Source organism: Neorhizobium galegae, assembly GCF_021391675.1.
Lineage (GTDB): Bacteria > Pseudomonadota > Alphaproteobacteria > Rhizobiales > Rhizobiaceae > Neorhizobium > Neorhizobium galegae_B.
Genome location: NZ_CP090095.1, coordinates 4,225,218 through 4,246,055, shown reverse-complemented (window position 1 = coordinate 4,246,055; position 20,838 = coordinate 4,225,218). Strand labels below are relative to the sequence as shown.

Sequence of the window (20,838 nt, the reverse complement as noted above, 5' to 3'; positions counted from 1 at the left end):
CATGCGCGGGCTATTGCCGCGTCGCGGTTCAATTCCCGCCGCGGATGACGCAAACGCCGGCTTCGTAGGAGCAGGCGTTTCCGAAACTGCGCAGGCCGCTATCGACATCGATGATCTTGGCCTTGGGCGCGAGCACCACGCGGCCCTCCTGGGCCCACCAGTAATCTTCCGAAAAATACCGCGCGAAATGGATACCGAAGTCGGGGATCGGGGGAGCCTGCAGCGGTCCGCTGAAAATGCCGAGTCGGCGGACGAAGGATGCCGTGCCGGTATAGAAGACGCGAAAGCTTTCCACGTCCGAGGCGCGGTCCTCCCGTTCGGCCCAGCGATTGCTTGCCAGCCGGTAAACGCTGCTGTCGGGATCGCTCCGGCCGTCGCGGGCGTTCGTGGCGGATGCGAGCGACGCAAAAAGGGCCGCAGCGACCAGGACAGGCTTGATGCGATTCGCGATCATGGCGAAACTCCGGAGGATATGATTAACGAAACGTTATCATAAAACGGCTCCTCCCGTCCCGGCGGCAACGAAATCTTTCCAAATCGTAGTTAATGTGCCCGCCGGGTTGACCCGCGCCAGCCACGAGAAAGACACAATCGATTAAATTGAAGATCGGTTTGAATTGTTCTTGTCGTCAGACATCCGTGCGATTAAACCACGCCAATGATGCAATGCACATTTCTTCGGCACCGTGCATTGTTGGGCGCCCGCCCTTGATACCGCATACGACGCCGCGAGGTTCTGATGGCGAATGTGACAAATAACCGGCCCCTGTCGCCGCATCTTCAAATCTACAAGCCAATCCCCACCATGATCATGTCGATTGTGCACCGCATCACAGGCGGTGCGCTCTATGTCGGCACCATTCTGGTGGCGTGGTGGCTGATCGCAGCCGCCAGTGGCCCGGCCTATTACGACTGGGCCAACTGGGCGCTCGGCAGCCTTCTCGGCAAGCTCGTGCTGCTCGGCTATACCTGGGCGCTGATCCACCACATGCTCGGCGGTTTCCGCCACTTCATGTGGGACCTCGGCCACGGTTTCGAGAAGGAATTCTCCACCAAGCTCGCTATTGCCAATATCATCGCATCGCTCTGTCTGACCGTGCTGGTCTGGGTGATCGGCTTCCTCGTTCGGTAAGGTTCTCATCCATGGATATGCGTACTCCGCTCGGTAAGGTCCGCGGACTGGGCTCCGCCAAGGACGGCACCGATCATTTCTGGCGCCAGCGCCTGACGGCCGTCGCCAACGTGCCGCTGATGATCTTCTTCGTCATCTTCATGATCATCTATGCCGGCAAACCCTATCCGGAAGTGATTGCCGCGCTGTCGAACCCGTTCGTCGCCGTCATCATGGGCCTCATCGTCATCTCCGGCGTCATTCACATGAAGCTCGGCATGCAGGTGATCATCGAGGACTATGTCCACGGCGAATTCGCCAAGGTCGCGCTGATCATGCTCAACACCTTCTTCTCGATTTTGATCGCCGGGCTCTGTCTGTTCGCCGTTCTGAAAATCGCATTCGCAGGATAACCCGTCATGGCATCAGTCACTCCCATCGCCCAGAACGGCAAAGCCTATACCTATGTCGACCATTCCTATGACGTGATCGTCGTCGGCGCCGGCGGCGCCGGCCTGCGCGCCACGCTCGGCATGGCCGAACAGGGTTTCAAGACCGCCTGCATCACCAAGGTTTTCCCCACCCGCTCGCACACCGTCGCAGCCCAAGGCGGCATCGCCGCCTCGCTGCAGAACATGACGCCGGACTCGTGGCAGTGGCACCTCTACGACACCGTCAAGGGCTCCGACTGGCTCGGTGACGTCGATGCCATGCAGTACATGGTCATGGAAGCGCCGAAGGCCGTCTACGAACTCGAGCATTACGGCGTGCCCTTTTCCCGTAATGAAGAGGGCAAGATCTACCAGCGCCCGTTCGGCGGCCACATGCAGAATTTCGGTGCCGGCCCGCCGGTGCAGCGCACCTGCGCTGCCGCAGACCGTACCGGCCACGCCATCTTGCACACGCTCTACGGCCAGTCGCTGAAGAACAACGCGGAATTCTTCATCGAATATTTCGCGCTCGACCTGATCATGTCGGATGACGGCCGCTGCACCGGTGTCGTCGCCTGGAACCTCGACGACGGCACGATCCATCGCTTCGCCGCCAAGATGGTGGTGCTGGCGACCGGCGGTTACGGTCGTGCCTACTTCTCGGCAACGTCCGCCCATACCTGCACCGGCGACGGCGGCGGCATGGTGGCCCGCGCCGGCCTGCCGCTGCAGGACATGGAATTCGTGCAGTTCCACCCGACCGGCATCTATGGTTCGGGCTGTCTGATCACCGAAGGCGCGCGCGGCGAAGGCGGCTACCTCGTCAATTCCGAGGGCGAACGCTTCATGGAACGTTATGCGCCTTCGGCCAAGGACCTCGCCTCGCGCGACGTGGTTTCCCGCTGCATGACGCTGGAAATCCGCGAAGGCCGTGGCGTCGGCAAGAACAAGGACCACATCTTCCTGCATCTCGACCATCTCGATCCGGCCGTTCTGCACGAACGCCTGCCGGGCATTTCCGAGAGCGCCAAGATCTTTGCAGGCGTGGATGTGACCCGCGAGCCGATCCCGGTCCTGCCGACCGTGCATTACAACATGGGCGGCATCCCGACCAATTTTTATGGTGAAGTGCTCAACGCCGACAGCAACAACCCGGAACGTCTGCTGCCCGGCCTGATGGCCGTCGGCGAAGCGGGCTGCGCCTCGGTTCACGGCGCCAACCGCCTCGGCTCCAACTCGTTGATCGACCTCGTGGTCTTCGGCCGCGCCGCGGCGATCCGCGCCGGCGAGGTGATCAACAAGGCCGAGCCGATCCCGGCGCTCAACATCGCCGCCTGCGACAAGATCATGGACCGCTTCGACCGCCTGCGGAACGCCAATGGCGGTACGCCGACTGCGGTTCTGCGCGACAAGATGCAGCGCACCATGCAGGACGACGCCGCCGTGTTCCGTACCCAGGAATCGCTGGAATCGGGCTGCAAGCGCATGTCGGCGATCTGGGGCGAGTTGAAGGACATCAAGGTCACCGACCGTTCGATGATCTGGAACTCGGACCTGGTCGAGACGCTGGAACTGGAAAACCTGATGGCGAACGCGATCGCCACGGTTGTCGGCGCGGAAGCCCGCAAGGAAAGCCGAGGCTCCCACGCCCGCGAGGACTACACCTCCGGCCCCTTCGGCGGCCGCGACGACGAGAACTGGCGCAAGCACACGCTCGCCTGGGTCAGCGACAGCGGCGACGTCAAGCTCGACTATCGCCCGGTTCACACCGAGCTCATCGCCGAAGGCATCGATCCGCACAAGATCGAGCCGAAGGCGCGCGTGTACTGATCATGGCGGCGGCGGGTGCGGGATATTCCGGAACGCCGCTCGTTAAGAAGCTGGGTTTCAAGCCTGGGATGACGGCAGCGTTCGTTGCGCTGCCGGACAGTCTGGAAGAGCTGGGAGCCTCGGTTGAATTCGCCGCCTGCGACAGGTTTTCCTCCTGGGAAGCGATGCGTGCGGCAGGCAAGGCTTATGATGCGATCCACGCCTTCACGATCATGAGGGCGGAGATTGAAAACGAGCTTTCCGGTCTTCAGGACCGAATCAGGCCGGATGGCATGATCTGGGTCTCCTGGCCGAAGAAGGCTTCGAAGGTTAGGACGGACGTGACCGAGGATGTCGTGCGTAAAGCGGCTCTCGATCTCGATCTGGTGGATGTGAAGGTGGCCGCGGTCGACAACATATGGTCGGCGCTGAAGCTGGTCATTCGCAAGGATCGGCGCAAGGAAAGAACGGATAGGTCGCATGGTTGAACTCGCTCTCCCCAAGAACTCTCAGATGACCGAAGGCAAGACCTGGCCGAAGCCGGCAGGCGCCAAGAACGTCCGGGAATTCCGCATCTACCGCTGGAGCCCGGATGACGGGCAGAACCCGCGCATCGATACCTATTACATCGATGTCGACGATTGCGGCCCGATGGTTCTCGACGGTCTGCTCTACATCAAGAACAACATCGACCCGACGCTGACGCTGCGCCGCTCCTGTCGCGAGGGCATCTGCGGCTCCTGTGCCATGAACATCGACGGTACCAACACGCTCGCCTGCACCAAGGGCATGGACGACGTGAAGGGCACCGTGAAGGTCTATCCGCTGCCGCATATGCCTGTGGTCAAGGACCTCGTTCCGGACCTCACCAACTTCTACGCCCAGCATCGCTCGATCGAACCGTGGCTGAAGACGGTTTCGCCGCCGCCGGCCAAGGAATGGAAGCAGAGCCACGAAGACCGCCAAAAGCTCGACGGCCTCTACGAGTGCATTCTCTGCGCCTGCTGCTCGACCTCCTGTCCGAGCTACTGGTGGAACGGGGACCGCTATCTCGGCCCGGCCACCCTGCTGCAGGCCTATCGCTGGCTGATCGACAGCCGCGACGAAGCCAAGGGCGAGCGCCTCGACAATCTCGAGGACCCCTTCCGGCTCTATCGCTGCCACACGATCATGAACTGCGCCCAGACCTGCCCGAAGGGCCTGAACCCGGCCAAGGCGATCGCCGAAATCAAGAAGATGATGGTCGAGCGCCGCGTCTGAGGCGTTCTCGACAATTTGATGCCTCATTCGGTCCTCGCATCGGCGGGACCGGATGCATTGCAGCATTCTTCTTGATCGACCATGCCGAATTGTTCCAGTACGACTTGATTAACCAAGGTGGTTTACGATAATTCGGTCTCAATTCAGTGGCATCGGTGGCGGGTCAAGCTGAAAGCAGGAGTTAGATGATGCAGTTCAGATACGTGGCGACGGGACTTGTTCTTGCTTTGGCACTGGCCGGTTGCCAGCGCACTTCCTATAGCCCCTATAGTGATCTGCCCGCCCAGCCTTCTCAGCCGGCGCCGCTTCAGGCGCAGCCAGTGCCGTCCGTTCAGGGCGGCCAGCTGCCGCCACCTCCCGGTACTGCCGGTTCTTCCCAGTTTCCGAGCGCGCCCGGCGCAAATCCTGCCATGGCGTCGGCCAATGCGGCCGCACCGCCTGCGACTGCGCTTGACATCAAGAAGGAAGCGATGGTCGGCAACTGGCGTGTGTCCAATTCCGGTTCGTCCTGCGACATGTTCCTGACGCTCACCAATCTCGGCGGCGGTTCACGCGGCGGTACCCGCGGCTGTGCCGGCGAACTGACGGCGATGGGCTCCTGGGACGTGTCGGGCAAGATGGTGCAGTTCAAGAACCGGGCCGGCGACGTGATCGGACGCGTCTACAAGAGCGCCGAGAACCGCTTCGACGGTACGATGAACTCCGGCCAGCCGGTCAGCCTCAGCCGCTAAGCGGTTCCCCGCAGTTTCGAGGGCGTCCGGTTGGAACCCATTCCCGAATACACGACGAGCGTCGGCGAGGAGCTGAAGGCTTTGACCGTGTCGGGTGTGCTGACCGCCGACGCAGCCCAGCTTGCGGTTGCCGCCAAGCTCGACCATCTGCTGACCTGCCTTCGCGAGACGGGACCTGCGAAGAAGAAGAGCGCGCTCGGCTGGCTTTTCGCCAAAGGCGGCGGGCGGCCGCGCGAAATCCGCGGGCTCTACGTGCATGGCAGCGTCGGCCGCGGCAAGACCATGCTGATGGACATGTTCTTCAAGAAGGCGCCGACCCCAAAAAAGCGCCGGGCGCATTTCCACGAGTTCATGGCGGACGTGCACAACCGCATTCACGACCATCGCCAGAGGCTGAAGCGCGGCGAGACCAAGCAGGCCGATCCCGTGCCGCCGGTCGCAGCCGCCCTTTTCGCGGAAGCCGAGCTCCTGTGCTTCGATGAATTCTCGGTCACCGACATCACTGACGCGATGATCCTGGCGCGGCTGTTCACGGAGCTGTTCGGGCTCGGCTGCGTGCTGGTCGCGACCTCCAACGTGGCCCCGGGCGATCTCTACAGGGACGGGCTGAACCGAGGACTGTTCCTGCCGTTCATCGCGCTTCTCAACCGTTATGTGGACGTGGTCACGCTCGACTCGCCCAACGACTACCGCATGCAGAAGCACGCAAGCCTGCCGGTCTACGTGACGCCGCTCGATGCGCGCGCCGACGCCGCGATGGAATCCGCCTGGCACCAGGTGACCGAGGGCAAGAAGGCGGCGCCTGCCGAGATCCCCATGAAGGGCCGCAGCATCCACGTGCCCTCCGCCGCCGGGCGGGCGGCGCGTTTCGATTTCAAGGACATCTGCGGCAAGCCGCTGGGGGCGTCGGACTATCTGGCGCTCGCCGCTCGCTTCGACGCGATCTTCGTCGAGCACGTTCCGCAGCTCGGGCCGGAGAAGCGCAACGAAACCAAGCGGCTGATCAACCTCGTCGATGCGCTCTACGACCATGCGGTCCGGCTCTATATTTCCGCGGCGACTGCGCCTGAAGATATCCTCCTGGAGCGAAAAGGCACAGAAGGCTTCGAGTTCGACCGTACCGTCTCGCGTCTTTTTGAGATGCGCAGCCCTGATTATCTTGCACTGCACCAGGAAAAGCGCGGCCAACTTTAACGGTTTGGTGACAAAATACCTTACGTTTACGTAAGAGTTTTAACATCTAACCGATTGAAAAAGTTGAGTGGAAAATAATCGATTGCCATTTTGAGCGGATGGGGCTATGCGGTCTGGCACATTGGTAGGCAAGCCGTAGTCTGCCATGGAATCGGATCTCGAAAGGAAGCTTTTCGATGGCGCGCAAGAAGATCGCACTTATTGGTTCTGGCATGATTGGTGGCACGCTGGCGCATCTCGCCAGCCTGAAGGAACTGGGCGACATCGTCCTCTTCGACATCGCCGACGGCATCCCGCAGGGCAAGGGCCTCGATATCGCCCAGTCCGGCCCGGTCGAGGGCTTCAATGCCAAGCTTTCCGGCGCCAGCGACTACGCGGCCATTGAAGGCGCCGATGTCTGCATCGTCACCGCCGGCGTCGCCCGCAAGCCGGGCATGAGCCGCGACGACCTGCTCGGCATCAACCTCAAGGTCATGGAGCAGGTCGGCGCCGGCATCAAGAAATATGCCCCGAACGCCTTCGTAATCTGCATCACCAACCCGCTCGACGCCATGGTCTGGGCTCTCCAGAAGTTCTCGGGCCTGCCGAAGAACATGGTCGTCGGCATGGCCGGCGTGCTCGACTCGGCTCGCTTCCGTCTCTTCCTCTCCGAAGAATTCAACGTCTCCGTCCAGGACGTCACCGCCTTCGTTCTCGGCGGCCATGGCGACACGATGGTACCGCTCGCCCGTTACTCGACCGTTGGCGGCGTGCCGCTCACCGACCTCGTCAAGATGGGCTGGGTCACCAAGGAACGCCTCGAAGAAATCATCCAGCGCACCCGTGACGGCGGCGCCGAAATCGTCGGTCTGCTGAAGACCGGTTCGGCCTATTATGCTCCGGCCGCCTCGGCGATCGAAATGGCCGAATCCTTCCTCAAGGACAAGAAGCGCGTTCTCCCGGCTGCCGCCTATCTCTCCGGCCAGTACGGCGTGAAGGACATGTATGTCGGCGTTCCGACGATCATCGGTGCCGGCGGTATCGAGCGCATCATCGAAGTCGAGTTCAACAAGGACGAGGAAGCCGCCTTCCAGAAGTCGGTCGGCGCCGTCGCCAGCCTCTGCGAAGCCTGCATCAACATCGCACCGGCTCTCAAGTAATCGACGCGCTGAAGTCATCGAAACAGGGATAAACCCATGAACATCCATGAATATCAGGCCAAGGCTCTGCTGAAGGGCTATGGCGCACCGGTTGCGGAAGGCGTCGCGATCCTGAAGGCCGAAGAGGCCGAAGCGGCTGCAAAGTCGCTGCCGGGTCCGCTTTACGTCGTGAAGAGCCAGATCCATGCGGGCGGCCGCGGCAAGGGCAAGTTCAAGGAACTCGGCCCCGACGCCAAGGGCGGCGTTCGCCTGGCCTTCTCGATCGAGGAAGCCAAGGCGCATGCCAAGGAAATGCTCGGCAACACGCTGGTGACCGCGCAGACCGGTGAAGCCGGCAAGCAGGTCAACCGCCTCTACATCGAAGACGGCGCCGACATCGCCCGCGAACTCTATTGCTCGCTGCTGGTCGATCGCTCGGTCGGCCGCGTCGCATTCGTCGTTTCGACCGAAGGCGGCATGGACATCGAAGCCGTCGCCCACGATACCCCTGAGAAGATCCACACGATCGCCATCGATCCGGAAGCCGGCGTAACGGCTGCGGATATCGCTGCGATCTCCAAGGCTCTGGAACTCGACGGTGCCGCCGGCGAAGACGCCAAGTCGCTCTTCCCGCTGCTCTACAAGGCCTTCAACGAGAAGGACATGGCTCTTCTCGAGATCAACCCGCTGATCGTCATGAAGAATGGTCACCTGCGCGTTCTCGACGCGAAGATGTCGTTCGACGGCAACGCGCTCTTCCGTCACGACGACGTCAAGGCGCTGCGCGACGAGACCGAAGAAGACGCCAAGGAAATCGAGGCCTCCAAGTGGGATCTCGCTTACGTCGCCCTCGACGGCAATATCGGCTGCATGGTCAACGGTGCCGGTCTCGCCATGGCGACGATGGACATCATCAAGCTCTACGGCAAGGAGCCGGCTAACTTCTGCGACGTCGGCGGCGGCGCCGGCAAGGAGAAGGTGGCTGCGGCCTTCAAGATCATCACCGCGGACCCGAAGGTCGAGGGCATCCTCGTCAACATCTTCGGCGGCATCATGCGCTGCGACGTCATCGCCGAAGGCGTTGTCGCGGCGGTGCAGGAGGTCGGCTTGAAGGTTCCGCTCGTCGTGCGCCTCGAAGGCACCAATGTCGAGCTCGGCAAGAAGATCCTGAATGAGTCTGGTCTCGCTATCACGGCGGCTGACGACCTTGACGACGCGGCGAAGAAGATCGTCGCGGCGATCGAAGCCTAACCTGGAAGGACCGGAACAATGTCTATTCTCGTCAACAAAGACACCAAGGTCATCGTCCAGGGCCTGACCGGGAAGACCGGCACCTTCCACACGGAGCAGGCGCTCGCCTACTACGGCACCAAGATGGTGGGTGGCGTTCATCCCAAAAAGGGCGGCGAATCGTGGTCGTCCGGCGTCGACGGTACGTCGCTGCCGATCTTCACCTCGGTTGCCGAAGCCAAGGAACGGACCGGCGCCGACGCGACCGTGATCTACGTTCCGCCGGCAGGTGCAGCAGACGCGATCATCGAGGCGATCGAAGCCGAAGTGCCGTTCATCACCTGCATCACCGAAGGCATCCCGGTCATGGACATGGTCCGCGTCAAGGCTCGCCTCGACCGTTCCAAGTCGCGACTGCTCGGCCCCAACTGCCCGGGCATCCTGACCCCGGAAGAATGCAAGATCGGCATCATGCCGGGCTCGATCTTCCGCAAGGGTTCGGTCGGCATCGTTTCCCGCTCGGGCACGCTCACCTATGAGGCCGTGTTCCAGACCTCGAACGAAGGCCTCGGCCAGACGACGGCCGTCGGCATCGGCGGCGACCCGGTCAAGGGCACCGAGTTCATCGACGTGCTGGAAATGTTCCTCGCGGACGAAGCCACGACCTCGATCATCATGATCGGCGAAATCGGCGGTTCGGCAGAAGAAGACGCGGCGCAGTTCCTGAAGGACGAAGCCAAGAAGGGCCGCAGCAAGCCGATGGCCGGCTTCATCGCGGGCCGTACCGCTCCGAAGGGCCGCACCATGGGTCACGCCGGTGCAGTCGTTTCCGGCGGCAAGGGTGACGCGGAATCGAAGATCGCGGCCATGGAATCGGCTGGCATCAAGGTGTCGCCTTCTCCGGCCCGTCTCGGCAAGACCTTGGTTGAAGTCCTCAAGGGCTGACGCCACATAAAGGACAATCGCCACCCCTAGATAGATAGGTGGCGATTGATCCGATAAGCTTCGGACAGGCGAAGCGTCCCATTGTTTCGCCTGTCCATGTTTTGCGTCTCTCAATTTCTGGAGACGCGTGACCGCCAAGCGCGGTCCGGTACCAAGACGAAGACCAAGAAAATGCGGAAGCCGGAGTATTTTCCGGTCCCGATTACGTCAGGAGGCGGGCGCGGCGCCCGCAGATAACCATGGCACGGCAAGAAGCCAACGAGCAGTTCCTCATCACCTCTTTCCTCGACGGACAGAACGCGGCCTATATCGAGCAGCTTCATGCTCGTTACGAGGACGACCCGACATCCGTCGCGCCGGAATGGCAGGCCTTCTTCAAGGCGCTCGCCGACAATCCGGACGATGTGAAGGCGGCGGCGAAGGGTGCCTCGTGGCAGCGCAAGAACTGGCCGATCGCGGCCAATGGCGAGCTGGTCTCGGCGCTCGACGGCAACTGGCCGATCGTCGAAAAGGCGATCGAAACCAAGGTGAAGGCAAAGGCGGAAGCGACTGCTGCCGCGACCGGCAAGCCGGTCAACGAAACCGATGTGCTGCAGGCGACGCGGGACTCCGTGCGCGCCATCATGATGATCCGCGCCTACCGCATGCGGGGTCACCTGCATGCCAAGCTCGATCCGCTCGGCATTGCCAGCGCGGTCGAGGACTATAATGAACTGTCGCCGTCCGCTTACGGCTTCACCGAGGCGGACTACGACCGCCGGATCTTCATCGACAACGTGCTCGGCCTCGAATACGCGACGCTGCGCCAGATGATCGAGATTCTGGAGCGGACCTATTGCTCGACCTTGGGTGTCGAGTTCATGCACATTTCCAATCCGGAAGAAAAGTCCTGGATCCAGGAACGCATCGAAGGCCCGGGCAAGGGCGTCGAATTCACGCCGGAAGGCAAGAAGGCGATCCTTTCCAAGCTGGTCGAAGCGGAAGGCTACGAGCAGTTCCTCGACGTCCGCTTCAAGGGTACGAAGCGCTTCGGCCTCGACGGCGGTGAATCGCTGATCCCGGCGCTCGAACAGATCATCAAGCGCGGCGGCCAGGAAGGTCTTGAAGAAGTTGTTCTCGGCATGCCGCATCGCGGCCGCCTGAACGTGCTGACCAACGTCATGCTCAAGCCGCACCGCGCGGTGTTCCACGAATTCAAGGGCGGTTCGTTCAAGCCCGACGAAGTCGAAGGTTCGGGCGACGTCAAGTACCATCTCGGCGCTTCGTCGGACCGCGAGTTCGACGGCAACAAGGTCCATATGTCGCTGACGGCGAACCCGTCGCATCTGGAAATCGTCAACCCGGTCGTCATGGGCAAGGCTCGCGCCAAGCAGGACATGCTCGCCAAGGCCTGGGACGGCGACATCATTCCCCTGAAGGAGCGCTCCAAGGTTCTGCCGCTCCTGCTGCACGGCGACGCCGCGTTTGCGGGCCAGGGCGTCGTGGCTGAAATCCTCGGCCTTTCGGGCCTGCGCGGCCACCGCGTCGCCGGCACGATGCACGTCATCGTCAACAACCAGATCGGCTTCACCACCAATCCGGCCTTCTCGCGTTCGTCGCCCTATCCGTCCGACGTCGCCAAGATGATCGAGGCGCCGATCTTCCACGTCAACGGCGACGATCCGGAAGCGGTCGTCTACGCCGCCAAGGTCGCGACCGAATACCGGATGAAGTTCCACAAGCCGGTGGTCATCGACATGTTCTGCTACCGCCGCTTCGGCCATAACGAAGGCGACGAGCCGGCGTTCACGCAGCCGAAGATGTACAAGGTCATCCGCGCCCACAAGACCGTCGCGCAGATCTATGCCGACCGCCTGATCGCCGAAGGTCTCCTCACCGACGGCGAATTCGAGAAGATGAAGGCCGACTGGCGCGCCAATCTCGAAACCGAGTTCGAGGCCGGCCAGAGCTACAAGCCGAACAAGGCCGACTGGCTGGACGGCCAGTGGTCGGGCCTGCGTTCCGCCGACAATGCCGACGAACAGCGCCGCGGCAAGACCGCGATGCCGATGAGGGAACTGCGGGAGATCGGCCGCAAGCTGTCGACCATCCCGGAAGGCTTCAACGCTCACCGTACCATCAAGCGGTTCATGGAAAACCGCGCCCAGATGGTCGAGACCGGCGAAGGCATCGACTGGGCCATGGCGGAAGCCCTGGCATTCGGTTCGCTCGCCGTCGAAGGCACCAAGATCCGCCTGTCCGGCCAGGATTGCGAACGCGGCACGTTTTCGCAGCGTCATTCGGTTCTCTACGATCAGGATACCGAAGAGCGCTACATTCCGCTCGCCAACCTGTCGCCGACCCAGGCCCGTTACGAAGTCATCAACTCGATGCTTTCGGAAGAGGCGGTCCTCGGCTTCGAATATGGCTATTCGCTCGCCCGCCCGAACGCGCTGACCCTCTGGGAAGCCCAATTCGGCGACTTCGCCAACGGTGCGCAGGTCGTGTTCGACCAGTTCATCTCGTCGGGCGAACGCAAGTGGCTGCGCATGTCCGGCCTCGTCTGCCTGCTGCCGCACGGTTATGAAGGACAGGGTCCGGAACACTCCTCGGCACGCCTGGAGCGCTGGCTGCAGATGTGCGCCGAAGACAACATGCAGGTGGCCAACGTCACGACGCCGGCTAACTACTTCCACATTCTGCGCCGGCAGACGAAGCGCGACTTCCGCAAGCCGCTGATCCTTATGACGCCGAAGTCTCTGCTGCGCCACAAGCGAGCCACCTCGACGCTTGCCGAAATGGCCGGCGAATCCTCCTTCCATCGCCTGCTCTGGGACGATGCGGAGGTCATCAAGGACGGTCCGATCAAACTGCAGAAGGATGCCAAGATCCGTCGCGTCGTGCTCTGCACCGGCAAGGTCTATTACGACCTGCTCGAAGAGCGCGAAAAGCGCGGCATCGACGACATCTACCTGCTGCGCATCGAACAGCTTTATCCGTTCCCGGCCAAGGCTCTGATCAACGAGCTTTCCCGCTTCCGCAATGCGGAAATGGTCTGGTGCCAGGAAGAGCCGAAGAACATGGGTGCATGGTCGTTCATCGACCCGTATCTGGAATGGGTTCTGGCGCATATCGATGCAAAGTATCAGCGTGTCCGTTACACGGGCCGGCCGGCAGCGGCCTCGCCTGCAACGGGCCAGATGTCGAAGCATCTCGCACAGCTCGAAGCCTTCCTCGAAGATGCGCTCGGCGGCTGATTCCCAGCCGCTCCTCCACTTTTCACAGACACAACCTGACAAACACGGAAACAGATCATGGCCACCGAAATCCGCGTCCCCACTCTGGGAGAATCCGTCAGCGAGGCAACCGTCGGCACCTGGTTCAAGAAGGTCGGCGACACGGTCAAGGCCGACGAGCCGCTTCTCGAGCTCGAAACGGACAAGGTGACCGTCGAGGTTCCGTCGCCGGCTGCAGGCGTTCTGACCGAGATTGTCGCCGCCAACGGCGAGACCGTCGGTCTCGGCGCCCTGCTCGGCCAGATCGCCGCAGGTGCGGCAGGTGCCGCGACCGCAGCTCCGGCTGCAAAGCCTGCCGAAGCCGCACCGGCCAAGGCTGCCGAACCGGCTGCTCCGGCGCCGGTCGCCGCTGCCGCCACCTCGATGCCGCCGGCTCCGGCTGCCGCCAAGATCGCTGCGGACAGCAACATCTCGACTGCCGATATCGATGGTTCGGGCAAGCGTGGCCAGGTCCTCAAGGGCGACGTGATCGCTGCGGTCGCCAAGGGCATTTCCGCTCCGGCTGCCGCCCCTGCCGCTCCGGCGGCACCGCGCCCGGTTTCCTCGGCTGACGACGCATCCCGCGAAGAGCGCGTGAAGATGACGCGCCTGCGCCAGACGATCGCCCGCCGCCTCAAGGACGCGCAGAACACCGCCGCCATGCTGACCACCTATAACGAGGTGGACATGAAGGCGGTCATGGACCTGCGCAACCGCTACAAGGACGTGTTCGAGAAGAAGCATGGCGTGAAGCTCGGCTTTATGGGCTTCTTCACCAAGGCCGTCACCCACGCGCTGAAGGAACTGCCGGCCGTCAACGCCGAGATCGATGGCACCGACATCATCTACAAGCAGTATTGCCATGTCGGCGTCGCCGTCGGCACCGACAAGGGCCTCGTGGTTCCGGTTGTGCGCAATGCCGACCAGATGTCGATCGCCGAAATCGAGAAGGATATCGGCCGCCTCGGCAAGCTCGCCCGCGACGGCCAGCTCTCCATGGCCGACATGCAGGGCGGCACGTTTACCATCTCGAACGGCGGCGTCTACGGTTCGCTGATGTCCTCGCCGATCCTCAACGCGCCGCAGTCCGGCATTCTCGGCATGCACAAGATCCAGGACCGTCCGGTCGTCATCGGCGGCCAGATCGTCATCCGCCCGATGATGTATCTGGCGCTCTCCTACGACCACCGCATGGTGGACGGCAAGGAAGCCGTGACCTTCCTGGTGCGCGTCAAGGAAAGCCTCGAAGATCCGGAACGCCTGGTTCTCGATCTCTAAGACGGGAACGGACCTATGGAAACGCTCGGGGTCACCGCAACGCCATACATGACGCTGCTGGCCTTGAGCGTTGTCCTGCTGGTCTTCCATGTCCTGCTGCAGGGCATGCTTTCGACCCGCGAACTCGGCTCGGAGTGGAATGCCGGACCGCGGGACGCGGGGCTGGCACCGAAGGGCAGGTTCGCGGGGCGTGCCGCCCGTGCCTCGAAGAATTTCCAGGAGACCTATCCGGCGTTCGTCGGCCTGCTGCTCGGCGTTGCCTTTGCGGGAGACGATGCGTCCGGCTGGGGGCTGATCGGCGGCTGGATCTGGCTGGTCGCCCGGGTCGTCTATATCCCGCTCTACATGGGCGGCGTGCCCTATATCCGGTCCGTCGTCTGGACGGTGAGCCTGATCGGGCTTCTCGCCATGACCATCGCGCTGTTCCGGTGATGCCATGATCGCATCCTTCAAGACATGGCTTCCGATTTTGTGCCTGGCGCCGGGCATGGCAGTTGCCGCCGAGCGATGCGCGATCGAGAAGGCCGTGTTCGTGGAGACTACTGCCGGAACGGTGCTCGCCTTCAAGCCGGTCGGTTCGGATGCAGCCGTGGTCAGCCATCTCTTCACGATCACCGGGGCCAAGCTGAAGCTCGACGGCAACGTGATGTACGACGAGGAATCCAAGCGCCCGGGCGGCATGGTGACGAACAACTGCCCGCAGGGTGATGCGACCGGCGCCGAACTTCTGGGCCTGCACCGTCTGGACCGGCGTGCCCTATGCCCTTGATGTGGCGACCGGCCATATCGACATATTGGGCGCGGCGAATACCCCGGCGCCGGACGCGATCCTGATGCCGGGTTTCGGCCCGTCGATCCGACATTCGACGCTGTGGGGCAAGAGCGGTCTGAAACAGGTCCCCTGGGACCTTTACGAGTTCAAGGAATGCAAGGCATGAGCGAAAACCCTGTTCTTCTGGTGACCGGCGGAAGCCGCGGCATCGGTGCGGCGGTCTCGCTCATGGCCGCCAGCCGTGGTTGGCGCGTGGCGGTGAACTACGCATCCAATCGGAAGGCAGCCGAAAAGGTGGTTTCGGAAATCGAGGCCGCCGGCGGCGAGGCGATCACGGTTCAGGCGGACGTCGGCAATGCCGCCGAGATCGTGTCGATGTTCGAGGCGGTCGATCGGCATTTCGGGCGGCTGGACGGGCTGGTCAACAATGCCGGGATCGTCGACATGCCGCAGCGCATCGACGAGATGAGCGCCGAACGCATCGAGCGAATGATGCGGGTCAATGTCACCGGTTCGATCCTGTGTGCCGGAGAGGCGGTGCGCCGCATGTCGACGAAACACGGCGGCAAGGGTGGCGCGATCGTCAATATCTCGTCGATGGCTGCCAAGCTGGGCTCTCCGGGACAATATGTCGATTACGCAGCTTCGAAGGCGGCGATCGACACGCTGACCATTGGCCTGGCGCGCGAAGTCGCGACCGAAGGCGTGCGCGTCAATGCGATCCGCCCGGGCATTATCGACACCGATATCCACGCGTCCGGCGGCCTGCCGGACCGGGCGCGCGATATGGCGTCCAGCGTTCCCATGCAACGGCCGGGCAGGGCGGAAGAAGTGGCGGATGCCGTCCTCTATTTTCTGTCGCCAGCGGCTTCCTACGTAACCGGCGCCATACTCGACGTGAGCGGCGGGCGCTAAGAGATGAAGAGAAGGAAAAAGAACTATGGCTTATGATGTCGTCGTCATCGGAAGCGGCCCCGGCGGTTACGTCTGCGCGGTGAAGGCCGCCCAGCTCGGCCTCAAGGTCGCGGTCGTGGAAAAGCGCGCCACCTATGGCGGGACCTGCCTCAACATCGGCTGCATCCCCTCCAAGGCGCTGCTGCACGCCTCCGAGATGTTCGCTCACGCCGCCCACGGCATGGATGCGCTCGGCGTCGAGGTCTCCGCGCCAAAACTCAATCTCGAAAAGATGATGGCTCACAAGGACGCGACCGTGAAGTCGAACGTCGACGGCGTCTCCTTCCTGTTCAAGAAGAACAAGATCGACGGCTTCATCGGTACCGGCAAGATCGTCTCGGCCGGCAAGGTCTCGGTGACCGGCGACGACGGCAAGGTCCAGGAATTTGAGACCAAGAACATAGTCATCGCCACCGGCTCCGACGTTGCGGGCATTCCGGGCGTCAATGTCGAGATCGACGAGAAGGTGATCATCTCCTCCACCGGCGGCATCGCGCTCGAAAAGGTGCCGCAGCATCTGATCGTGGTCGGCGGCGGCGTCATCGGCATGGAGCTCGGTTCGGTCTGGTCGCGCCTCGGCGCCAAGGTCACCGTGATCGAATATCTCGACAAGCTGCTCGGCGGCATGGACGGCGAAGTCTCCAAGCAGTTCCAGCGGATGATGGCCAAGCAGGGCATGGACATCCGCACGGATGCCAAGGTCACCGGCGTCGAAAAGACCGCCAATGGCGCCAAGGTCACCTACGAGCCGGTCAAGGGTGGTGACGCCCAGACGCTGGAAGCCGACGTCGTGCTGATCTCTACCGGCCGCAAGCCCTACACCGCAGGCCTCGGCCTGGAAGAAGCGGGCGTCAAGCTCGACAATCGCGGCCGCGTCGAGATCGATGGCCACTTCAAGACCAATGTCGAAGGCATCTACGCGATCGGCGACGTGGTCAAGGGACCGATGCTTGCCCACAAGGCGGAAGACGAAGGTGTGGCGATGGCGGAAATCCTCGCCGGCCAGCATGGCCATGTGAACTACGACGTCATCCCGAGCGTCGTCTATACCCAGCCGGAAGTCGCGTCCGTCGGCAAGACCGAGGAAGAGCTGAAGGCTGCAGGCATCGCCTACAAGGTCGGCAAGTTCCCGTTCACGGCGAACGGCCGCGCCCGCGCCATGCTGGCGACGGACGGTTTCGTGAAGTTCTTGGCCGACAAGGACACCGACCGGGTTCTCGGCGGCCATATCGTCGGCTTCGGCGCCGGCGAGATGATCCACGAGATCGCCGTGCTGATGGAATTCGGCGGCTCCTCGGAAGACCTCGGCCGCACCTGCCATGCCCACCCGACCATGTCGGAGGCCGTCAAGGAAGCCGCACTCGCGACCTTCTTCAAGCCGATCCATATGTGAGCGCGTCTGGTGCTTTCATGCCAGTATGATCAGGAAGGGTGGGACATTGTCCTGCCCTTTCGCCGTTAGTGCGATCTACCCCTCGAAGCGGCCCGTGGCATCACGATCGCGTTCGTATCGTCTCGTGAGCGGAAACGGCGGCAACCAGGACTCGCGGCGGATGATCCAGCTTTCGTAGGTTGGCATCAGCTGGTCGGGGGCATCCAGGGATCCGAGGTTGACTTCGATCTCGTCCGCGGTGCGTGCGAAAACAGAGGAGCCGCAGCGGGGACAGAAAAACCGGCCGGCGTAATCGCGTGTCTCGCCATCGACCGTCACCGCATCCTGGGGAAATATCGCGGAAGCGTGGAAAAGTGCTCCATGATGCTTGCGGCAGTCGAGGCAATGACAGAGGCCGACCCGGTACGGCAGTCCCGACGCTACAATTCGCACGTTGCCGCACAGGCAACCACCGGTAAATCGATCCATGTCGCGTCTCCTCCAAGATCAAGCGGCCGGAATTTTTACACCGAGCAGCGCCTTCGGTGCAATTGTCCGCAGCGGACGATAACGTTCATCGCTACCAGCCGAACACACGGCCTGGAATTGCGATCGGTCAATTCCAGGATTAAATCTTGGACAGGCTTGCCGCTTTCGCTTGAGCCTCCGGCAAACGGCCATAGACTGGATCCCATTGTTCCAATCTTCTGAAAAGGCCGAGAAATGGCTCTCTCGTTCACCTTGCCTCAGCGTATCCTGCATTGGCTAATGGCGGCGCTGATCCTCTTCAACCTGCTTTTCACCGATGCGGTGGAGACTGCCGCGCGGCTGATGTTCCGCGGCCAGGCGCTGACGCCGGAACAGGTGAGCGCGGCCAACATCCATGCCTATGTCGGTATCAGCGTTCTGGTTCTCGGCCTGATCCGGCTCTGTCTGCGGCTGGTGCAAGGTGTGCCGCCGGAGCCAAGACAAGAGCCGCCGTTCCTGCGGGTGGTGGCGAAGATCAGCCACTGGGCTTTTTACGCGCTTTTTGTCGCCATGCCGCTTGCCGGCATCGGCGCCTGGTTCTTCGGCAACGCGACAGCCGGCTTCGCCCATGCGGGACCGCTGAAACTTTTGATGTGGACGTTGATCGTCGCCCATATCGGCGGCGCGCTGGTGCACCAGTTCTACTGGAAGACCGATGTGCTGAAGCGGATGACGAGTGGTCGATGAAGGATGGGCGGTGTCAATTGACCGCCGTCACCTTGAAGCCCTTCTTCCGGAAGAGCTCGACAAGGCCTTCCTCGCCGGGCAGGTGAAGAGCGCCGACGGCCATGAAGGCGCCGCCCTGATCGAGGATTGGGGCTGCCCGATCGGCCATCACATGGTTGCGCTTGCTGACCACCAGGTTTTCGAAGTCGCCATAACCGGCCTCGTCCTCGGTTCCGTCGGGTGCGACGGCTTTCAGCATCGGCATGGCAAGGCCGATCTCGCCGGAAAGATAGACTTCCGTCAGCGTCTCGAAGACATCGTCGACGCGCTTGCCGAGCTTGATGGTTTCGATCAGCGACTTGAGGTGCAGCTCGATCGGGATGGCGTTCAGCGCCGCCGCCTGCTCTTCGAGCGTTTCCAGGCCCTTGACGGGCTTGCCCTCGGCCGTTGCCTGTTCGGCGATCTTCTTGTCGAGGAAGGCGACGTTCTGGGCCTTGCGGGCAAGCTCGCAGGCCGGCACGGAAACGAGCGCCATCAGCATCCACGGCCGCATGCGCGAGACCGCCGAGAGCGGCACTCCGCGCGCCTTCAGACCGGTTTCGAGTAGCGCGACGTCTTCCTTCGGCAACAGCGAATCGATCGTGCTGCCATCCGTCAGCATCATCAGTTCCGGCTTCGCCAGCATCGCGGCCATGGCCTTCTTTTCGTCGATCACCTCGTCGGACTCGATGATGATCGTCTTTGCCTTGGAATGGGCTTCAGCAGCGCCGAGCGGCATTTTCAGCACCCGCGGGTCGGAGACGTGCATGGTGCCGAGCAGATAGGATGGTGCCAGCCCGTCCTTCTCGATCTTCCAGAATATGCCCTTGCCGTTCGGCACCTTGGCGCCTTCTGCGACGATCTGCTCGTAGAGCGGTGACTTTTCGGCCTTCATCTCTTCGAGGAGGTTCCGGCCGTCGCATGCGGGCGTTTCCGCCCGTGCAGGGGACAGTGAGCCTAGGACGAGAAGGAAAGAGGCAAGCGCCAGGACGTGGGCAGCCGCGATCAGCCACAGCACGAAACCTTGGGCGCGCTTGATCAAAGCGCCGGTGGAGGAGGCAAAGGCGGGAGTCATCATGTCATCCGTCTGAAAGTTGCCGACATGTTAGCGATGGCGGCTGCATAAGCGCTTAACGCAACTGGTTAAAACTTCGTTCAGGCAGATCTAGGGGCTACGCACGGGGGTGGGCACGGTCGTAGACTTCCAGAAGCCTCGACGAATCGACGCCGGTATAGACCTGGGTCGTCGAAAGGCTGGCATGGCCGAGCAGTTCCTGGATGGTGCGCAGGTCGCCGCCGCCGGCGAGCAGATGGGTCGCGAAGGAATGCCGCAGCGCATGCGGCGTTGCCGTCTCCGGCAGTCCGAAGGCGCTCCTGAGCTTCTGCATTTCCCGCTGGATGATCGCCGGCTGCAGTGGGCCGCCGCGAGCGCCGCGAAACAGCGGCTTTTCGGCTTCCAGATGGTAGGGGCAGAGTTTCCTGTAGGTGGCGACGGCATCGAACACCGCCTGCAGCAGCGGCACGAGGCGGGTCTTGCCGCCCTTGCCGGTGATCCGCAGAGTTGTCGCGCCCGGCGTCAGGTCCGTTGGTCTGAGACCCAGGGCCTCGGAGATGCGAAGGCCGCAGCCGTAGAGCAGGGCCAGCACGGCGGCATCGCGGGCGGCGATCCACGGCTCCTCCTGCAGTTGGGCACCTGTCGTGACGAGGTTGAGCGCCTGGCGGTCGGTCAGCGGCTTTGGCAGGGACTTCGGCTGCTTCGGAGCGCGGATGGCACCGGCGGCTGCGGCGTTCACCAGGCCCTTGCGCTCGAGATAACGAAGAAATGAACGAAGCCCCGCGAGATGCCGGCCGAGCGACCTTGCTCCGGAACCGTCCCGGCGGCGCGCAGCCAGGAAGGCGCGCAGGTCGGCCGGGCGCAGGGTGTGGATATCGGAAATTTTTGCGGGACCTGCCAGATGTCGGGTCAGAAACGTCAAAAACTGCCGCGTATCGCGTTCATAGGCATCGAGCGTGTTGTCCGACAGCCGGCGTTCGTTTGCCAGGCTCTCCAGCCATTCGCGACGTTTTTCCACGAGATCGGGTGCGGCGATAATCAGCAGCTCATTCACTGTCGGCCCCGTTGAATTTGGATTGGTTGCGCCCCAGA

General features: G+C 62.5%; 22 protein-coding genes. 18 read left to right on the top strand and 4 right to left on the bottom strand.

Going from position 1 to position 20,838, the window contains the following annotated elements; translation table 11 throughout:
* Positions 1-28 precede the first annotated feature (28 nt).
* Positions 29-454 (bottom strand): hypothetical protein, encoded by a 426-nt coding sequence (locus LZK81_RS20920; protein ID WP_233954539.1) that lies wholly within the window; start codon positions 452-454, stop codon positions 29-31.
* Between the two features lie 285 nt (positions 455-739).
* On the opposite strand from LZK81_RS20920, the gene sdhC reads away from it, so the two are divergent.
* From sdhC to lpdA, 17 genes are all read left to right on the top strand, one after another.
* Positions 740-1,132 (top strand): succinate dehydrogenase, cytochrome b556 subunit, encoded by a 393-nt coding sequence (gene sdhC / locus LZK81_RS20915; protein ID WP_038590827.1) that lies wholly within the window; start codon positions 740-742, stop codon positions 1,130-1,132.
* 11 nt (positions 1,133-1,143) lie between these two features.
* Entirely contained in the window at positions 1,144-1,524 is a 381-nt protein-coding gene (gene sdhD, locus LZK81_RS20910) for a succinate dehydrogenase, hydrophobic membrane anchor protein (protein WP_046626699.1), read from the top strand.
* Positions 1,525-1,530: 6 nt separating this feature from the next.
* The gene (sdhA, locus tag LZK81_RS20905) at positions 1,531-3,372 is read left to right on the top strand and encodes a succinate dehydrogenase flavoprotein subunit (protein ID WP_046610611.1); all 1,842 of its coding nucleotides are present in this window, start codon (positions 1,531-1,533) and stop codon (positions 3,370-3,372) included.
* A gap of 2 nt (positions 3,373-3,374) precedes the next feature.
* Positions 3,375-3,839 (top strand): hypothetical protein, encoded by a 465-nt coding sequence (locus tag LZK81_RS20900; RefSeq protein ID WP_046605257.1) that lies wholly within the window; start codon positions 3,375-3,377, stop codon positions 3,837-3,839.
* Positions 3,832-4,611, top strand: coding sequence for a succinate dehydrogenase iron-sulfur subunit (locus tag LZK81_RS20895; RefSeq protein WP_037081594.1), 780 nt, complete (start codon positions 3,832-3,834; stop codon positions 4,609-4,611). The genes LZK81_RS20900 and LZK81_RS20895 overlap by 8 nt, the downstream gene beginning before the upstream one ends.
* A gap of 188 nt (positions 4,612-4,799) precedes the next feature.
* Positions 4,800-5,342 carry a protease inhibitor Inh/omp19 family protein gene (locus LZK81_RS20890; protein WP_046605394.1) on the top strand — a complete coding sequence of 181 codons (543 nt, stop codon included), beginning with the start codon at positions 4,800-4,802 and terminating at the stop codon, positions 5,340-5,342.
* Positions 5,343-5,372: 30 nt separating this feature from the next.
* Positions 5,373-6,536: a cell division protein ZapE gene (zapE, locus tag LZK81_RS20885; RefSeq protein ID WP_233954538.1), complete on the top strand. Its 1,164-nt coding sequence runs from the start codon at positions 5,373-5,375 to the stop codon at positions 6,534-6,536.
* Between the two features lie 176 nt (positions 6,537-6,712).
* A complete protein-coding gene (gene mdh / locus LZK81_RS20880) occupies positions 6,713-7,675 on the top strand; it encodes a malate dehydrogenase (RefSeq protein WP_038590813.1) in 963 nt (320 codons plus the stop codon).
* Between the two features lie 36 nt (positions 7,676-7,711).
* On the top strand, positions 7,712-8,905 hold the full coding sequence (sucC, locus tag LZK81_RS20875; protein ID WP_046605259.1) for an ADP-forming succinate--CoA ligase subunit beta: 1,194 nt from the start codon (positions 7,712-7,714) through the stop codon (positions 8,903-8,905).
* An 18-nt stretch (positions 8,906-8,923) separates the two neighbouring features.
* Positions 8,924-9,829 carry a succinate--CoA ligase subunit alpha gene (gene sucD, locus LZK81_RS20870; RefSeq protein WP_233954537.1) on the top strand — a complete coding sequence of 302 codons (906 nt, stop codon included), beginning with the start codon at positions 8,924-8,926 and terminating at the stop codon, positions 9,827-9,829.
* Between the two features lie 239 nt (positions 9,830-10,068).
* Complete coding sequence (locus LZK81_RS20865) at positions 10,069-13,065, top strand: 2-oxoglutarate dehydrogenase E1 component (RefSeq protein ID WP_233954536.1); 2,997 nt, start codon at positions 10,069-10,071, stop codon at positions 13,063-13,065.
* Between the two features lie 57 nt (positions 13,066-13,122).
* The gene (gene odhB, locus LZK81_RS20860; RefSeq protein ID WP_046605261.1) at positions 13,123-14,361 is read left to right on the top strand and encodes a 2-oxoglutarate dehydrogenase complex dihydrolipoyllysine-residue succinyltransferase; all 1,239 of its coding nucleotides are present in this window, start codon (positions 13,123-13,125) and stop codon (positions 14,359-14,361) included.
* Positions 14,362-14,376: 15 nt separating this feature from the next.
* The gene (locus LZK81_RS20855; protein ID WP_233954535.1) at positions 14,377-14,793 is read left to right on the top strand and encodes an MAPEG family protein; all 417 of its coding nucleotides are present in this window, start codon (positions 14,377-14,379) and stop codon (positions 14,791-14,793) included.
* A gap of 55 nt (positions 14,794-14,848) precedes the next feature.
* The gene (locus LZK81_RS20850; protein ID WP_233954534.1) at positions 14,849-15,130 is read left to right on the top strand and encodes a hypothetical protein; all 282 of its coding nucleotides are present in this window, start codon (positions 14,849-14,851) and stop codon (positions 15,128-15,130) included.
* Positions 15,114-15,299: a hypothetical protein gene (locus LZK81_RS20845; protein WP_233954533.1), complete on the top strand. Its 186-nt coding sequence runs from the start codon at positions 15,114-15,116 to the stop codon at positions 15,297-15,299. The genes LZK81_RS20850 and LZK81_RS20845 overlap by 17 nt, the downstream gene beginning before the upstream one ends.
* Entirely contained in the window at positions 15,296-16,048 is a 753-nt protein-coding gene (locus LZK81_RS20840) for an SDR family oxidoreductase (protein WP_233954532.1), read from the top strand. Before LZK81_RS20845 ends, LZK81_RS20840 begins: the two co-directional genes overlap by 4 nt.
* Positions 16,049-16,073: 25 nt before the next feature.
* Positions 16,074-17,480: a dihydrolipoyl dehydrogenase gene (lpdA, locus tag LZK81_RS20835; protein WP_233954531.1), complete on the top strand. Its 1,407-nt coding sequence runs from the start codon at positions 16,074-16,076 to the stop codon at positions 17,478-17,480.
* Positions 17,481-17,555: 75 nt separating this feature from the next.
* Here lpdA and LZK81_RS20830 read toward each other — a convergent pair whose 3' ends face one another.
* Positions 17,556-17,948, bottom strand: a complete 393-nt coding sequence (locus tag LZK81_RS20830) for a GFA family protein (protein ID WP_080952490.1) — start codon at positions 17,946-17,948, stop codon at positions 17,556-17,558.
* A gap of 234 nt (positions 17,949-18,182) precedes the next feature.
* On the opposite strand from LZK81_RS20830, the gene LZK81_RS20825 reads away from it, so the two are divergent.
* Positions 18,183-18,674, top strand: a complete 492-nt coding sequence (locus LZK81_RS20825) for a cytochrome b (RefSeq protein ID WP_046610618.1) — start codon at positions 18,183-18,185, stop codon at positions 18,672-18,674.
* Between the two features lie 13 nt (positions 18,675-18,687).
* On the opposite strand, the gene LZK81_RS20820 is transcribed toward LZK81_RS20825, so the two are convergent.
* Both LZK81_RS20820 and LZK81_RS20815 read right to left on the bottom strand, forming a co-directional pair.
* The gene (locus tag LZK81_RS20820; protein WP_046610619.1) at positions 18,688-19,767 is read right to left on the bottom strand and encodes a TraB/GumN family protein; all 1,080 of its coding nucleotides are present in this window, start codon (positions 19,765-19,767) and stop codon (positions 18,688-18,690) included.
* A 97-nt stretch (positions 19,768-19,864) separates the two neighbouring features.
* Complete coding sequence (locus LZK81_RS20815; protein ID WP_046605268.1) at positions 19,865-20,800, bottom strand: tyrosine recombinase XerC; 936 nt, start codon at positions 20,798-20,800, stop codon at positions 19,865-19,867.
* Positions 20,801-20,838: the final 38 nt, after the last annotated feature.

Excerpts from the sequence above, each read along its gene's own strand:
- LZK81_RS20920 (WP_233954539.1), bottom strand. The coding sequence starts at position 454 with ATGATCGCGAATCGCATCAAGCCTGTCCTGGTCGCTGCGGCCCTTTTT.
- sdhC (WP_038590827.1), top strand. The coding sequence starts at position 740 with ATGGCGAATGTGACAAATAACCGGCCCCTGTCGCCGCATCTTCAAATC.
- sdhD (WP_046626699.1), top strand. The coding sequence starts at position 1,144 with ATGGATATGCGTACTCCGCTCGGTAAGGTCCGCGGACTGGGCTCCGCC.
- sdhA (WP_046610611.1), top strand. The coding sequence starts at position 1,531 with ATGGCATCAGTCACTCCCATCGCCCAGAACGGCAAAGCCTATACCTAT.
- LZK81_RS20900 (WP_046605257.1), top strand. The coding sequence starts at position 3,375 with ATGGCGGCGGCGGGTGCGGGATATTCCGGAACGCCGCTCGTTAAGAAG.
- LZK81_RS20895 (WP_037081594.1), top strand. The coding sequence starts at position 3,832 with ATGGTTGAACTCGCTCTCCCCAAGAACTCTCAGATGACCGAAGGCAAG.
- LZK81_RS20890 (WP_046605394.1), top strand. The coding sequence starts at position 4,800 with ATGCAGTTCAGATACGTGGCGACGGGACTTGTTCTTGCTTTGGCACTG.
- mdh (WP_038590813.1), top strand. The coding sequence starts at position 6,713 with ATGGCGCGCAAGAAGATCGCACTTATTGGTTCTGGCATGATTGGTGGC.
- sucC (WP_046605259.1), top strand. The coding sequence starts at position 7,712 with ATGAACATCCATGAATATCAGGCCAAGGCTCTGCTGAAGGGCTATGGC.
- sucD (WP_233954537.1), top strand. The coding sequence starts at position 8,924 with ATGTCTATTCTCGTCAACAAAGACACCAAGGTCATCGTCCAGGGCCTG.
- LZK81_RS20865 (WP_233954536.1), top strand. The coding sequence starts at position 10,069 with ATGGCACGGCAAGAAGCCAACGAGCAGTTCCTCATCACCTCTTTCCTC.
- odhB (WP_046605261.1), top strand. The coding sequence starts at position 13,123 with ATGGCCACCGAAATCCGCGTCCCCACTCTGGGAGAATCCGTCAGCGAG.
- LZK81_RS20855 (WP_233954535.1), top strand. The coding sequence starts at position 14,377 with ATGGAAACGCTCGGGGTCACCGCAACGCCATACATGACGCTGCTGGCC.
- LZK81_RS20850 (WP_233954534.1), top strand. The coding sequence starts at position 14,849 with ATGGCAGTTGCCGCCGAGCGATGCGCGATCGAGAAGGCCGTGTTCGTG.
- LZK81_RS20840 (WP_233954532.1), top strand. The coding sequence starts at position 15,296 with ATGAGCGAAAACCCTGTTCTTCTGGTGACCGGCGGAAGCCGCGGCATC.
- lpdA (WP_233954531.1), top strand. The coding sequence starts at position 16,074 with ATGGCTTATGATGTCGTCGTCATCGGAAGCGGCCCCGGCGGTTACGTC.
- LZK81_RS20830 (WP_080952490.1), bottom strand. The coding sequence starts at position 17,948 with ATGGATCGATTTACCGGTGGTTGCCTGTGCGGCAACGTGCGAATTGTA.
- LZK81_RS20825 (WP_046610618.1), top strand. The coding sequence starts at position 18,183 with ATGGCTCTCTCGTTCACCTTGCCTCAGCGTATCCTGCATTGGCTAATG.
- LZK81_RS20820 (WP_046610619.1), bottom strand. The coding sequence starts at position 19,767 with ATGACTCCCGCCTTTGCCTCCTCCACCGGCGCTTTGATCAAGCGCGCC.